Consider the following 14,699-nt stretch of genomic DNA (forward strand, 5'->3'; position numbering starts at 1 on the left):
CCACCGCGCGTCTATGTCTTCGACGGCCGGGTGCAGGCCAGTCCCGTCGGCTTGCGCGAACGCATCGCGATCGTTTCGCCCGAGTTGCAGGCGCGCTACCTCCAGCAAGATTGGTCGCTCACGGTCGGGCAGGTCGTGGCGTCGGGCTTTGCGCTCACCGACTACGTCCATCACAACCCCGACGCGGGCCAGCGCGGGCGTGTGGATGTCCTGCTCGATCGCCTCGGCATCGCCGCGCTGCGGCGTCGAAACGTCCAGCAACTCTCGCAGGGCGAACTGCGCCGCACGCTCATCGCCCGCGCGCTCGCCAACCGGCCGCGCATCCTCATCCTCGACGAATTCTGCGACGGCCTCGATGCTGCCGCGCGCCGCGGATTGATCGAACGGCTGAGTGACTTCACGCGCGACGGCATGCAATTGCTTTACACGACGCATCGCCCCGGCGAACTGCCCGCGTGCATCACGCACCTGCTGGCGCTCGAAGACGGCCGCATCGCGTGGCAGGGGCCGAAATCCAAACCCGGCAGGACGCGCGTTGATTCCGGTCTTGCTCCGGAAGCTCCCCTCGCCCCATCCCTCTCGCCTCATCGGATGAGGGGAGGGGGTGCCCGGAGGCCGGATGAGGGGTGTTCGGTCAAAGGGGCAGCCGGGCTTGACTGCACATTCCTGTTCCGCCTTCGCGGCGTGTCGGTGTTCCTCGACCGCAAGCCCGTGTTGCGCGGCGTGCACTGGCGGATGAACGCGGACGAAAACTGGGCCGTGCTCGGGCGCAACGGCGCCGGCAAGTCCACCTTCCTGAAACTGCTCGCCGGCGAGGTGCATCCCGCGCTCGGCGGCGAAGTGCGGAGGTTCGGCGCGGACGCGCGCCACACGTTGTGGCAGGTGCGCCGCCGCATCGGGCAGGTGTCCGCGGATTTCCAGGCCGCGTATCGCGACGACATCACGGGCGAGCAGGCCATCGCTTCCGGCTTCTTCGGCAGCATCGGCCTGTTGCGGCGGCGGCCGACGGCGGAACACCTGCGCGTCGTGCGCGGACTCGTGAAGCGATTCGGCCTCGGCGCGTTCGCGAAGCAAAGCGTGCAGCGCATGTCCTACGGGGAGCTTCGCCGCATCCTGCTCGCGCGCGCGCTCGTGCACGACCCGGCGGTGCTGCTGCTCGACGAACCGTTCGACGGCCTGGACCTCGAATCCAAGCTCGCGCTGCAAGCCGCCCTCGACGACCTCAGCCGCAACGGCACGCGGCTGCTCGTGGTGACGCATCATCTGGACGACCTGCCCCGCTGCATCACGCACGCGGCGGTGCTGGAGGCGGGGCGGGTCGTTGCGAGCGGAGCTGTCGGCGGCATCGCCATTCGCGAATCAATCGGGCGATGGTTCGACCGCCACATACGGCCTACTTCTTGAGCTTTGCGCGCACCTCGGCCTCGACGGCAGCCAGCGCGATCCACTTCTGCCCGGGAGCGCGGGCTTGCGCTCAAGTTCACGGACGCCGCCTTTCGGACCGGCTCGCGGCCTCGTGAGTCAGCACCCTCTGCATGCGAATGCGGTGTCGCCGCTTCGCTCTGCCACCGCAGTCCAAAGGCTCGGCCGGAGTTACTTCACCACCGCCGCGACGGCGGCTTCCTGGAAGGTGCGGCGGATGTCGGAGGCGTCGGCGTTGGCGAGGCGCTGGCGCTGGATCATCAGGACGAACACCATTTGCGACTGCGGGTCGGCCCAGCTCTGCGTGCCGTAAGCGCCACCGTGGCCGAACGTGCCCGGCGCGAGCATCGCGGTCACGCCGGTCGGCTGCTTCACCACCTGGAAGCCCAGCCCCCAGCTCATGCCCTCGGTGAAGCCGGTCTTGATGTCGCCGGTCTGCGTGGTGGTCATCAGCTTCGCCGTCTCAGGCTTCAAATACTGCCGGCCGCCCGCACTGCCGTGGTTGAGCATCATGTTGTAAAACTTCGCGACGTCCGCCGCGGTCGAGTAGAGGCCGCCCGCGGGCTTGGGCGAACGCCAGCGCGCGGTGAGCGGCCGGCCGTCGAGGAAGAAGAAGTCCGTGGGCACGAGCGGCGGTTCCTGCTTCGCGCGGTCGCCGGGCGCGTAAGGCGTGGCGACGCGCTTCGCCTGCGACTCGGTGGGCCAGAACGTGGTGTCCTTCATCCCGAGCGGCTTGAAGAGGCGGTCGTCGAGGAACGAGGCGAAGTCCTTTTGCGCGACGACTTCGACGATGCGGCCGAGCGCGTTGATGCCGGGGTTGCTGTATTGCCACCGGCTGCCGGGCTCGAAGGCCAGCGGCTGCTGTGAGTAGAAGAGCGTGCGCTCGGCGAGCGAAAGGTCGCGGCCCACGTCGGGCGTCTCGGTGTTGAGGCCGGCGGTGTGCGTGAGCAGGTCGCGGAGGGTGATCTTGCGATGCGGGCGCTTGAGCGTGGCGGCGTCGTTCGTGCGCGACGCGACGAGCCAGAGGCCCTTGAATTCGGGCAGGTGCTTCTCGACCGGGTCCTCGATGGAGAGCTTGCCGTCGTCCTGCAACATCAGCACGGCGACGCCGGTGATGGGCTTGGTCATGGAGGCGATCCAGAAGATGTCCTCGGCGCGCATCGGCCGCTTCGACGCGAGGTCGGCGTAGCCGAGCGCCTCGACGCCCACGACCTGGCCGCGCCGCGCCACGAGCGTCACCGCGCCCGAGACGACCGAGTCGTCCACGAACTTCTGCATGCGCCTGGGAATCTCGCGGAGCTTCGCCTCGTCCACGCCGGCCCTGGCGAAGTCCGGCGCGGCCAGCGCGGTGAAGCACGATGCGGCGAGCAGGAGGGCGGGGAGCAGATGGCGTGGGTTCATGTTTCGGATTCGGTCGTTAACGGGTTGCGGGCGAGAGGGAGGAGGCTACGGCTGGCTTCTCAGCCACCAGTTCGCGTTTCACCCCTGCGATGAGCTTCTCGAGCCGGCGGCCATACTCGACGTAGTTGGCCCGCATCGCGTCGTCGTTGCTTTGCTGCGCGTGGGGGTCGTGGAAGACCACGACCATGTGCGGCTCGATGCTGATGCCCGCGTCGTAGCCGCGCGCGAACGCGTCCTTCAAGATGTCTCGCACGCGGCCCGCGCCTTCGCCGGGCCAGTTGTAGTCGGCGTCGTTCTTCGCCGCGTTCCACGTCGCGTCCTTGATGTGGATGTGCGCGGTGTGGTCGCGGACGTGTGTCCAGAATTCCCACGGGTCCTGCTTCTTCCACGGCTGCGGGCCGCGGCGGTCGGCGTTGAAGATGGGGTTGGCGGTGTCGAAGACCCACTTGAGGCCGGGGCACTTGTCGAGAAGTTCAAGCGCGTGTTGCGAACTCATGCCGCCGTGGTTCATGCAGTTCTCGTGGACGGGCTGAAGGCCGGCGTCGAGGAACCTCTTCGTCACCTCGCGCACGCGCTCGTGGACGACCGGCGGCGTGACGGCGTCGGCGTCGCCGGGCTTGAAGCTCATCACGCGGACGTATTTCGTGCCGAGCCGCTGCATCCGCGGGATGGCGCGGCGCACCTCGGCGAGCGTCACGTCGAACGGCGTCTCGACGGTTTTCGCCCAGTTCATGATCGTCGAGCCGAAGGCGTAGATGCCCACGCCGCTGTCCTTGAGCTTGCGCTCGACGATGGCGAACGCCTCGTCCGGGATGTTGTGGAGATTGTCCTTCTTGAAGCCGGCAACCTCGACGCCGCGCATCTCAATGTGCCGCCAGCCGAGCTCCTGCGTTGCGCGAATCTGCCCGTCGATCGTGTTCGCGCCCTCGTCGCCGATGCCCGTGAGAATCATGGTGCGGAGAGGTTAACCACGGATGGACAGGGATGGACACGGATTTTTCGCACCCGGAACAAGGCCGAAAACGCTGCGACCTACGGCAACATTCGGTCTGCGTCGGGGGCGCCGAGCCGGCAGGCGGGCGGAAACCACCGGTGCCGTCGGGCTGCGATGAAGTCGTAGCCGGCATCGCAGATTCGCAGCGGGACGAACCGGAGCATCCACGCCGCGATCCGCCAGAGTCCGCCGATGGAATCCAACGCAGCGGCGACGGCGGCCGACCGCACATGGACGCGCTCGTGGGCGGTGCCTTCGCGCTCGACGGCGACCACGCTGCTGAGCGGTTGTGCTTCGAGCGAGTGCCGCCGCAGGACGGGCGCGGCTGTGGTGCCTTGGAGCGGTGCGAAGCGAAGGGTTTGGGCGGTGTCCTCGGCGAGGAGGAAGCCGACCGAGCGGTCGCACAGGCCGCAATCGCCGTCGAAGAGCACGAGCGCGCGCGACCCGCGGCGCGCGGGCAGCCACTCCGGGTCGAACGTGAACAGGTGGATCATCACCATGCCAAGCGTGAGATCGGCGAAATCCACGACGAGCAGGATGCCGAGGTGCATCGCGAGCATGGCAAGCCACGCGGCGCAACGGCCGCGGCGTGTGAAGCTCAACGGCAGCGCGAGAAGTTCACCGGCAAGCGCGGCCCACGTGAGCCCGCGCAGCGCACCATCGGGCAGCGAGAGCATCAGGTCGCGGAAGGCGCCGGGGCGGGCGAGCGGGTTCGTGAGCAGATGGTGCAGCGCGGAGCCGTCGAGCCAGCTCGGGCTGAGGAGTTTCCACGCGCCGCTGTAAGTGTAGCCGGCGACGAGCAGCATCCACGCGCCCCAAAAAATCGCGGCGGGCATGCGCCACGCGGCGTCGCGCCGGCCGCGCCACGCGAGCGGTTCGCCCGCGGGCACGAGCGCGCAGAGCAGCAGCAGCAGGCCGACGTAGGGGATGCCGGGATTGCTGATGAGGTTGTTGCGGTTGAAGAGGCAGGCCCAGCCATACCACAGCAGCAGCGCGCAGGTGCGACGCGCGACGCCCAGCGTGAAGAGCACTGAGAGCCCGGTGAGCGCGGCGACAAACGACGTGGCGAACGCGGCGCTTTGGAAGTGCTCGAGCGGGTCCGGCAGGTAGCCGTGCGTGAAGTTGAGGCGCGCGTCGGGAAGCAAGCCTTCACGGCTGAAGAGTTCGCCCGCCCACGGAAGCACGTGCGCGAAGTGGACCACCAGGTAGCCGCCAAAGACGACGCGGAACAGCGCGAACTGCCATGCCGACATCGGCTTCGTCGCGTTCATGGCGGAGATTCCGGTTGCAGCAGCCACACGTCGTCGCGCCCGCGGGTCTTGGTCTGGATGACGACGCGGATGTTTGTCGCATCGCCGGGCAGGCCCAACTCGCGGCGCAGGGGCCCGCCGGGGGCGAACCCGTGCCGGAACACCGCCTCCCACACCGGGCGCGGGAGTTTCGGGCCGCCGGCAAGCGCGGCGCCGTAAACGTTGCGCCGGTTGTAAGGCCCCGCGAGGCGCGAGTAAATCTCGGGCGTCAGCGCGAGTTCACGGTCCGCCCCGCCGGATTGGTAACAGATGGTGAAGGCGTTCGCGAAACCTTCCATGCCTTCGAACTCACAGAAGACCTTCGGGAACGGCGCGGCCGCGGAGAGCGCGCCGAGGCCCTTGAGTGTGCGCGAACCCGCGAGGTCGCCGATCATCGCGATGCTCGCGAAGGCGCAGAGGCAGACGGCGGCGAGGTTGCTCCAGCGAATGGAGTGGGTGAATGGGCTGTGCGTGTTCATGCGGCGCGGGTGGTTGCGGCCTCCTGCTTCGCCATCTGGCACGCCCACCGTTTGCGGCAGCCGAAGCACGTCGGCGCGAAGCCCGGCCACGCCTCGGCCTTGTGGACGTCACGGCCCGCGAGCATCTCGTCGAACCGCGCCTCGCGCCGCGGGTTGAAGCCGCACCGGCGGACGTCGCGTCCGGCGTTTTCGAGCGTTCCAAAGAGCCAGTCAATCACCGGCAGGTCGGCGTAGTTGAGCGTGTGGCGCTGGTATTCGTGGTGGATGCGGTGCGACTCGGGCCGCTGGATGATCCAGCCGATCCACCGCGGCGTGCGGACATTCCAATGGTAGAAGTATTCCGCGACGGCGATGACGACCGTGTAGATCGCCGCGGCGCGGACGCTGCATCCGAGCAGCAGGTAAACGATCGCGCTGCTCAGGATCGAGTTGATCGCAATCTCGACCGGGTGCTTGTAAAAACTGGTCAGCACCTCGATGCGCCGCGGCGAGTGATGAAGCTGGTGGCAAAGCCGCCAGAACAACACCGACTCGTGCCGCACGCGGTGCCAGAAGTAGTAAACGAACGAGGAGACCAGATAGGCGATGGCTGCGGACGAGACATCGCCCACCCCATCGCGGAGACGCAGGAGCGAGGCGCCCTGCATCCAGCGGTCCCACGAAATCCCGGCGAGCAGCACGATGCCGAGCTGGCAGAGGTTCACCACCACGACGCGCATCCACCAGCCGCGCACTTGCGGGAGCTTCGAGGCAGGCCAGAGGCGTTCGAGGAGGAGGAAGCCCAGCCCCACCGCGATGATGATCGTTGTCGTGCCCATGCGTTGTTTCGTTGGGCGCGACGTTAGCGTTGCGGCGGCGGCGGGCGTTAATCGAAATAACTTGAGGCGGCTGTCAAGGAACTCGAAGAAGCCGGCTTCGCCCTCGCGCCGGCTGACGAAGCGCGGCTGACACGAACTCCAAACTTGTCCCGCGCGCGTCGAGCCCGGATGATTGGGCCCGCGATGATGCCGCAGACAGTCAGGACTCCTCCGCCCAAGAATCCGGCTGAAGGCCGGCAGGTGTGTGACTTGTGCGGCAGCGGCGCGTGGCAGGTGTTCGCCTCGCGCGGCCGCGGCGGGATGAAACTCTCAACGGTCATCTGCCAGGAGTGCGGGCTGGTTTACACGAATCCGCGGCCGACCGAGCGCGAGAATTCCGAGTTCTACCACAAGCGCTACTGGGGCGAGTTCAAGAACAAGACCGTGCCGGACGACCGGTTCTTTCGCCGCCGGCTGCCCAAGATCCGGCCGTTGCTCGCGCAGTTGCAGCCGTTCCTCCGCCCCGGCGTGAAGGTGCTTGAGGTCGGATGCAGCGTCGGCGCGTTGTTGTGGTCGATGCGCGAAAGGGTCGGCTCGACCGGCGCGTTCGTCGGCGTGGAACCGCACGAGGGCCACGCCCAGTTCGCGCGCGACGCGAAGGGGCTCGATGTCCGCACCGGCCTGCTCAACGAGGTTTCCCACAAGCTCAAGCCTGCGAGCTTTGACCTGGTCGTGATGAACCACGTGCTCGAGCACACCATCAGCCCGACGGATGTCCTCCTCACGTGCAAGAAACTCCTCAAGCCGCACGGCCATCTCATCGTCGAGGTGCCGAATGTCGAGGCGCCGGGTTCGCGGCTCTCGCACTTTTTCCACCACGCGCATCATCACGCGTTCAGCCCGCGCACGATCGAGCGACTCGCGCAAAAGACGGGCTTCAAGACACGCCGCGTGGATGCGCTCGACGGCGACCTGCCGCGCACGCGGCTCAACGCGATCTTCGAAAAGCCGGCGGGACCGGACGCGCCGCAACCGACGCGGTTCATCCGGGACGACCCCGTCGAGCGGGCCGCCGCGTTGCGCCGCTATGAGCGCTGGTATTGGCTCACCGCCGCGAGTCTTCGCAAAAAGGTCACGCACTGGCGCAGACAGCGCGAGTAGGAGGCAAGGGAGGAACCTGACCGCCCCCGGCAGCGGTGGCCCCGGCGCGGAGCGGCGCGACCCTTGGGGCCCGTTTCCGTGATTGCCAATGCGGGAGCGCTTTTGTTCTCTTGTCGTCCGCGATGGCCACCGTTGCCGACATGCTCCGCCAGGGACGCGAAGCCCGGAAGCTCGACGTTCACCAGGTCGCCGACCTGACCAAGATCAAGACCGAGCACATCCGCGCAATGGAGGAGGGCCGGTGGGGCGCGTTCAGCGCGCCCGTATACATCCGCGGATTCGTGCGCACCTACGCGCAGACGCTCAAGCTCCCCATCGGCCAGGTGCTCGTGCAACTCGACGAGGAGCTGTCGCGCACGCCCGAATTCAGCACGCCGCCGAGTCTCATCCCGCGCAAGAAGACCGTCCTCGACCACGCGATGCTCCTGATCTCCACGCTCAACTGGGGTCTCGTGCTGCCGCTGCTGCTCGGCTTGGCCGTCATCGCCACGGCCGTCTGGGGCTACGCGCTCTGGCGCCGGCACAAGACCACCGACCCGCTCAGCACGCTCGGCCCGGGGCTTTACCAACCCAAGTCCGGCGGTGGGGAATACCTTCCGCTGCCGACGAACTATCCGCCGGCGAAACCGTAGGATGGGAGAGTGCCGCGTGTTGCTGCCGAAGCCGGCCAGCCCACAGCTTCAAACGTGCTTCGTCAACGACACGCCGAGCCTGAGCAGTCGTTGCGCGTCGGCGTCGGACTTTGCCTCGGCGTAGATGCGCAGAATGGGCTCGGTGCCGGAGCCGCGCAGCATCAGCCATGAACCGTCCGCGCCGCAGAACTTCACCCCGTCGTAAGTCTTCACGTCGGAGAGCGGGGACTTGAGCAGCTTCGCGGGCGGGTGGGTCTTGCAGAAGTCCATCAGCGCGGCGCGCTTCTCCAGCGGGAAATGCGCGTCAACGCGGGCGTAGCGGTGCGGACCGAATTCCTTCTCCAGGCCGGCGAGCAGTTTCACCAGCGGCCGGCGCTCGGTCGCGAGAAGTTCGAGCAGCAGGAGGCCCGCGAGGATGCCGTCGCGCTCGGGGATGTGCGCGGGGAAGCCGATGCCGCCGCTCTCCTCGAAGCCGAGCAGCACGCCCCCCTTGAGCATCTCGGCGGCGATGTATTTGAAGCCCACGCCCGTCTCGACGAGTCGCAAGCCACGCGCAGCGCACATCCTGTCCACCATTGAAGTCGTGGTAAGCGCCTTCACCACGCGGCCGGTGGCGCGGCGGTTTTGGACGAAGTGTCGCAGCAGCAGACAAATGATCTGGTGCGTTGAAAGCGCGTGCCCTCGGCCGTCCATGCCGCCGACACGGTCGGCATCGCCGTCGGTGACGAGGCAGAGGTCGTGCGGATGCTTCGCGAGGAACGCGGCGCTGCGGACGTAGTTCTTTGCGATGGGCTCGGGGTTGATGCCGCCGAAGAACGGGTCGTGCGCGGCGTTGAGCGTGGTGACGCGGCAGGTCGTGCCCGCGAGCAGTTCGTCGAAACAGCCCGCGCCGACGCCGAAGAGCGCCTCGTGCGCGACGCGCTGCCGCGACTTGGCGATGAGCTTGAAGTCCACGAGCGACTTGAGCGACGTGAAGTATGCCGCGCGGATGTCCTCGACCGAGATGGCGCCGGACTTCTGCGCGTCGGCAAGAGGCACGTCGCGCACGGGCGACTTGCCGAGCAGCGCCTCGACCGCCTGGCAGGTGGAGCCGTCCGCCGAGCCGCCGAACCACGCCTTGAGTTTGTAGCCGTTGAACGCGGGCGGATTGTGGCTCGCGGTGATCATCACGCCGCCAATGCCGCGCTGTTGCTTGACGAGCCACGACACCGCGGGCGTGGGCGTGGGCCCGCTCGTGAGCGTGACGGTGAAGCCGTTGCCCGCGAGCACCTCGGCCGCGCGCTGTGCGAACTCGTTCGAGAGAAAACGCCGGTCGTAGCCGACCACGGCGCGCTTCACGGTGCCGGGGATGGGCTTCGCGTTCCAGTAATCCGCGGTCGCCTGCGCGACGCGTTCAACGTTGGCGAAAGTGAAATCCTCCGCAATGACCGCGCGCCAGCCGTCAGTGCCGAACTTGATGGTTCCCATGGTGAACGTCGCTCAAGCCGTTGGCGCCGCAGAAGCAGCCTGGGCCGCAAGTGTCCTCATCCTTGCCACCGCCGCCTTCATGTCGCGATGGCGGAACAGGCCGGTGCCGCTCACAAACGTGTCCGCGCCGACGCGCGCGCACTCGGCCGCGGTCTGGAAGTTGATGCCGCCATCCACCTCGACGCGATAGGGCAGGTTGTGCTCGCGGCGCCAGCGGTCCGCTTGCTGGATCTTCGGCAGGCACTCGTGGATGAATGGCTGGCCGCCGAAGCCCGGGTTCACCGTCATCACCAGCAGCAGGTCGATGTGCTTGAGGAACGGCTGCGCGTTCTCGATGGCCGTCGGCGGGTTCACCGCGAGCCCGACCTTGCAGCCGAGCGCGCGGACCTTCCACAGCAACGCCTCGACCCGCTCGCCGAGCTCGACGTGGATGCTGATGAGGTCCGCGCCCGACCTGGCGAAAGGCTCGAGGAGAATCTCCGGCTTCGAGCACATGAGATGCACGTCGAAGAAGAGCTTCCTCGCGAGCGGCCGGATGACGCGCACCACCTCGGGCCCGAAGGAAATGTTGGGCACGAAATGGCCGTCCATGATGTCGAGATGCAGCCACTCCGCGCCCGAGCGCGCCGCGCGCTGAGCCTCGCTGCCGAAGCGCGCGTAATGCGCGGCAAGCAGGGATGGGGCGATGATCGGTTCGGCCACGGCACGCGCAGATTAGCGGGGCGAGGATGGCGGTGGGAAGCGGGAAGAGGCGCCCGCGCGCTTGAATTCTCGACACGTGGGCCCGGTCTATGGTGGAGTTGAGCACGGCAAGATGAGCGACCTCAAACGCAACTGCGCCGGATTCGCGCGCCGCGATTTTCTCCAGCTGGGGCTCGGGGCCACGCTCGGCCTCGGATTCAGTGACATCCTCCGCCTCCGCGCCGCCGCGGCCGCGGCCGGGGGAAAGGCGCGGCCCGAGGATGTCCGCGTGATCATGATCTGGCTTGACGGCGGGCCGACGCATTACGAGACGTTTGACCCGAAGCCCGAGGCGCCGTCGGACATTCGCGGCGAGTTCCGGCCGATCACCACGAAGGTGCCCGGCACGCACTTCTGCGAAACCGTCCCGCATCTCGCGGCGGTCGCGGACAAGTTCACCGTGCTGCGCTCCGTCTGCCACAACGACCCGAACCACGGCGGCGGCAACCATTACATGATGACCGGTGCCCCCACGCCGGTGCCCGTGGGTTGCGGCGCGTTCGTCACGTTTCACCCGTCGTTCGGCTCGGTGGTTTCACATCAGCGCGGTGTGAAGGACGGACTGCCCGCCTATGTGACCACGCCGAGCGAGTCGCGTTCATCGGGCCCGAACTTCCTTGGCGCGCAACACGCGCCGTTCCTCATCACGGGCAACCCGAGCCAGGCGGGATTCAAAGTCCGCGATGTCGTCCTGCCGGGCGACCTCAGCGAGGGGCGCGCGAATTCCCGCGAGCAGCTCCGCAAGTCGCTCGACCGGCTGCAGCGCATTCGCGAGAAGGCCGCGGAGGACCCGTTGCTCGGGTTCGACGGCTTCTATCATCAGGGCGTGGATCTCGTGACATCGAAGCCCGCGCAAGCCGCGTTCGACCTGTCGCGCGAGCCGGAAAAGGTGCGCGAGCTTTACGGCATGACGGACTTCGGCCAGCGATTGCTGCTCGCGCGACGGCTCGTCGAAGTGGGCGTGTCGTGGGTCACCGCCTACAACGGCGGCTGGGATCATCACGAGGGCATTTTCAAGACGCTCAAGGACTCCGCGATGCCGAAGCTCGACCAGGGGCTCGCCGGGCTCATCACCGACCTCGACCAGCGCGGCTTGCTCGACTCGACGCTCGTGCTGTGCCTCGGCGAATTCGGCCGCACGCCGAAAGTCAACGAGCGCGGCGGACGCGACCACTGGCCGCACGCGATGTCGATCTTCATGGCGGGCGCGGGCTGTCCGCGCGGCGCGGTCATCGGCGCGACGGATTGGAAGGGCGCGTATGCCAACGAGAACGTGCACTCGCCCGAGGACTTCGCGTGCTCCATCTACACCAAGCTCGGCATCGACCCGCATCAGGTGCTCCACACCAACACCGGGCGGCCGGTGGCCCTCGTCAACGGCGGCGAACCCATCAGGGAACTCTTCGCGTAGCAGCGGGCGGTGAGGACGCTTGCTTGTCCCATGAAACGCCCTTTCCACGCTTGGTCGGGCATTTCCAAGTCAGCCCGCGGCGCAGGTGGGAAAGCCGGAGAGGGCGAAAGTGAGGTGATCGCAGCGCATCCTCCCTCCCTCCCTCCCGCGCGCTCACGGACGCTTCTGCTCGCTTCTCTCGCCTGCCTGCTCCCGGCCGGTGCTTCCGCCGCCATTCCGGCGCTCGAGAATGTCTTCCCGCCCGGCGGCCAAGCCGGCTCCGCGTTCACCGTGACCGCCACGGGCCGCTTCGATCCGTGGCCGGTCAAGATTTGGATCGATTGCCCCGGCGTGGAGTTCATGGCCACGACCAACGCCGGCCAATTCGCCGTGACCATCGCGAAGGACGCGCCCATCGGTCCGCACTTCGTCCGCGCCCACAATGCCGACGGTGTGTCCGAGCCGCGGCCGTTCGTGATCGGCCGATATGCCGAGGTGGCGGACAAGGAACCAAACGACCATTTCAAACAGGCACAACCGCTCGCGGCGCTGCCCGCCGTGGTGAATGGCAAGCTCGAGAAACGCGGCGACGTGGACACGTTCGCCGTGCGCGCCGAGGCCGGACGCTGGCTCGTCGCGCGGCTCGACGGCTACGCGCTCGGTTCGCCGATGGATCCGTTCCTGCACTTGCTCGACGAGCGCGGCGCGAAGCTCGCCTACAGCGCCGACTCGCATAATCTCGACCCGGTCCTCGCGTTCCGTATCGAGCGACCGGGCACGTATCACCTGCAAGTTTCGGCATTCGTGTATCCGCCCGCGGCGGACGTGCAACTCGCCGGGAGCGCCTCGTGCGTGTATCGCCTCACGATCTCGGACGCGCCGATGGCGTTTGGATCGCTCCCCGCCGGGGCGCAGCGCGGCCGCAAATCCACCGTGCAGCTCCTCGGCTGGAATCTTGCCGCCGCCTCGGCCGCGCGGGACGTTGACGCCACCGGCGCGCCGCCGCTGGCCGACGCCACGCGGCTTCAGCCCGACTGTGCGGAGCGTTCACTGCCCGTGCTGCTCGGCGACTTCCCCGAACTCGTCGAGTCCGAACCGAACAACACCGCAACCAACGCGCAGACCGTGGAAGTGCCGTGCTTTGTCAGCGGACGCATCGAACGCCCCGGCGACGAGGACCGTTTTGCCTTCAGCGCCAAGAAAGGCGATCGATTCAACTTCCGCGTAAACGGCGACGCGCTCGGCTCGCAGCTCGATGCTTGGGTGCGCGTCGAGGATGCCGCCGGCAAGCAGCTCGCCTTCGCCGACGACGCCACCACCAGCGTGCACGACCCGGTGCTCGCATGGACCGCGCCCGCCGACGGCCGGTATGTCGTCGCCATCGGCGATCTCTTCCGAAAGGGTGCGCCGGAATTCCGCTACCGGCTCAGCCTCACGCCGCCGCGCGCGGACTTCCGAGTCACCGCCGACGCCCACAGCTACGGCGTGGGCCGCGGGCTCACGAACACGATCAAGCTCACCGTCACGCAGCTCGAGGGTGGCTTCACAAATCTCGTCGCCAGCGTCGCCGGATTGCCCGCGGGCGTGACCGTCGCGCCCGTGGACGTGCCCGCGAAGGGCGGCGAAGTGAAGCTGGTTCTTGCCGCGGGCGAAATGGCGACGCTCGGCGGCGTGCCCATCCAGGCGCTCGTCACCGTGCGCGACTCGGTTCCCCCCCGGGCACGCGCAGCGACCTTCAACCTCAAGACCGGGCCGATTCCCGGCGACTTGTTGCTGAACCAGATCGATCAGTTCTGGCTCACGGTCACACCAGGCACACCACCGCCCGCTCCGCCCGCGAAGAAGAAGCGGTGAGCGCCCCGGGCCATTTCTTCGTGTCCATCGCGGGCCGTTCGTGGTTTCTTCTCCGCCATGCCTGAAGCGCCTTTGCTCCAGCTCACCGGCGTCTCCAAACACTACGCCTCCACCGACGGCGGCGAACCCGTGCGCGTGTTGAGCGACCTGACGCTCGCGCTCGGACGCGGCGCCTCGCTCGCCATCGTCGGGCCGAGCGGCTGCGGCAAGAGCACGTTGCTCAACATCATCGGCACGCTCGACCGGCCCAGCAGCGGCGAAGTCCTGCTCGACGGACAAAACCTCGCCGCGCTCGACGAACGCCAGCTCGCCGCCGTCCGCAACGGGCAGATTGGCTTCATCTTTCAAGCGCACCACCTCCTGCCGCAATGCACCGTGCTGGAAAACGTGCTCGTGCCCACGCTCGCGCGTGGCGACACCGCGAGCCGCGACGCTGCGTTGGCTCGCGCGAAAAAACTCCTCGACCGCGTCAATCTTGGCTCGCGCCTCTCGCACCGCCCAGGCCAGCTCTCCGGCGGCGAACGCCAGCGCGTGGCCGTCGTGCGCGCGCTCATCAACCAGCCCAAGCTTCTCCTCGCCGACGAACCCACCGGCGCGCTCGACCGCGCCGCCGCCGACTCGCTCGCCGCGCTCCTCCTCGACCTCAACCGCGAGCAAGCCACCGCGCTCATCGTCGTCACCCACGCCCCCGACCTCGCGCGCAAGATGGGCCGCGTGCTGGAACTGCGGGACGGTCAACTCATCGCCGCCTGAGATGAACCACGAAGCCACGAAGAACACGAAGGGCAGGCTCGTCCCGTCCGCCTCCTTTGCGTCCTTTGTGTCTTGGTGGTTCAACGCTGCATGACCCTCCGCACGCTCATCCTCCGCAGCCTGCGCTTTCATGCGCGTTCGCACCTCGGCGTGCTGCTGGGCTCGACCATCGGCAGCGCGGTGCTCATCGGGGCGCTGCTGGTGGGCGACTCCGTGCGCGGCAGCCTGCGCGACATGGCGCTGGCACGGCTCGGCAAAATCGAGGCCGCGATGGCCACAGGCGACCGGCTCTTCCGCGCTGAACTGGCAACCAATCTCA

The 14,699-nt window shown here is 67.7% G+C and carries 14 protein-coding genes; 7 read left to right on the forward strand and 7 right to left on the reverse strand.

The window, feature by feature from the left end:
- Positions 1-1,404 (forward strand): ATP-binding cassette domain-containing protein (locus FJ386_13295; GenBank protein MBM3877667.1); only part of this gene is annotated, 1,404 nt, incomplete at its 5' end.
- A gap of 189 nt (positions 1,405-1,593) precedes the next feature.
- Here FJ386_13295 and FJ386_13300 read toward each other — a convergent pair.
- From FJ386_13300 to FJ386_13320, 5 genes are all read right to left on the reverse strand, one after another.
- Positions 1,594-2,823, reverse strand: coding sequence for a beta-lactamase family protein (locus tag FJ386_13300; protein MBM3877668.1), 1,230 nt, complete (start codon positions 2,821-2,823; stop codon positions 1,594-1,596).
- A 16-nt stretch (positions 2,824-2,839) separates the two neighbouring features.
- Positions 2,840-3,775, reverse strand: a complete 936-nt coding sequence (locus tag FJ386_13305) for a sugar phosphate isomerase/epimerase (GenBank protein MBM3877669.1) — start codon at positions 3,773-3,775, stop codon at positions 2,840-2,842.
- A gap of 80 nt (positions 3,776-3,855) precedes the next feature.
- Entirely contained in the window at positions 3,856-5,088 is a 1,233-nt protein-coding gene (locus tag FJ386_13310) for a DUF393 domain-containing protein (GenBank protein MBM3877670.1), read from the reverse strand.
- A complete protein-coding gene (locus FJ386_13315) occupies positions 5,085-5,585 on the reverse strand; it encodes a hypothetical protein (protein MBM3877671.1) in 501 nt (166 codons plus the stop codon). The genes FJ386_13310 and FJ386_13315 overlap by 4 nt, the downstream gene beginning before the upstream one ends.
- Positions 5,582-6,403, reverse strand: a complete 822-nt coding sequence (locus tag FJ386_13320) for a sterol desaturase family protein (protein MBM3877672.1) — start codon at positions 6,401-6,403, stop codon at positions 5,582-5,584. Before FJ386_13320 ends, FJ386_13315 begins: the two co-directional genes overlap by 4 nt.
- Positions 6,404-6,571: 168 nt before the next feature.
- Between FJ386_13320 and FJ386_13325 the strand changes: the two genes are divergently transcribed.
- Both FJ386_13325 and FJ386_13330 read left to right on the forward strand, forming a co-directional pair.
- Positions 6,572-7,543 carry a class I SAM-dependent methyltransferase gene (locus FJ386_13325; GenBank protein MBM3877673.1) on the forward strand — a complete coding sequence of 324 codons (972 nt, stop codon included), beginning with the start codon at positions 6,572-6,574 and terminating at the stop codon, positions 7,541-7,543.
- 122 nt (positions 7,544-7,665) lie between these two features.
- Positions 7,666-8,175, forward strand: a complete 510-nt coding sequence (locus FJ386_13330) for a helix-turn-helix domain-containing protein (protein ID MBM3877674.1) — start codon at positions 7,666-7,668, stop codon at positions 8,173-8,175.
- Between the two features lie 48 nt (positions 8,176-8,223).
- Here FJ386_13330 and FJ386_13335 read toward each other — a convergent pair whose 3' ends face one another.
- Positions 8,224-9,642 carry a phosphoglucomutase/phosphomannomutase family protein gene (locus FJ386_13335; protein ID MBM3877675.1) on the reverse strand — a complete coding sequence of 473 codons (1,419 nt, stop codon included), beginning with the start codon at positions 9,640-9,642 and terminating at the stop codon, positions 8,224-8,226.
- 12 nt (positions 9,643-9,654) lie between these two features.
- Complete coding sequence (rpe, locus tag FJ386_13340; protein ID MBM3877676.1) at positions 9,655-10,344, reverse strand: ribulose-phosphate 3-epimerase; 690 nt, start codon at positions 10,342-10,344, stop codon at positions 9,655-9,657.
- 112 nt (positions 10,345-10,456) lie between these two features.
- Between rpe and FJ386_13345 the strand changes: the two genes are divergently transcribed.
- The 4 genes from FJ386_13345 to FJ386_13360 all read left to right on the forward strand — a co-directional run.
- Positions 10,457-11,794 (forward strand): DUF1501 domain-containing protein, encoded by a 1,338-nt coding sequence (locus tag FJ386_13345; protein ID MBM3877677.1) that lies wholly within the window; start codon positions 10,457-10,459, stop codon positions 11,792-11,794.
- A 30-nt stretch (positions 11,795-11,824) separates the two neighbouring features.
- On the forward strand, positions 11,825-13,627 hold the full coding sequence (locus FJ386_13350; GenBank protein MBM3877678.1) for a hypothetical protein: 1,803 nt from the start codon (positions 11,825-11,827) through the stop codon (positions 13,625-13,627).
- Between the two features lie 57 nt (positions 13,628-13,684).
- Complete coding sequence (locus tag FJ386_13355) at positions 13,685-14,380, forward strand: ABC transporter ATP-binding protein (GenBank protein ID MBM3877679.1); 696 nt, start codon at positions 13,685-13,687, stop codon at positions 14,378-14,380.
- Between the two features lie 90 nt (positions 14,381-14,470).
- Positions 14,471-14,699, forward strand: a 229-nt coding sequence (locus FJ386_13360; GenBank protein ID MBM3877680.1) for a hypothetical protein, incomplete at its 3' end; no start/stop codon positions are given.

Source organism: Verrucomicrobiota bacterium, assembly GCA_016871675.1.
Lineage (GTDB): Bacteria > Verrucomicrobiota > Verrucomicrobiia > Limisphaerales > VHCN01 > VHCN01.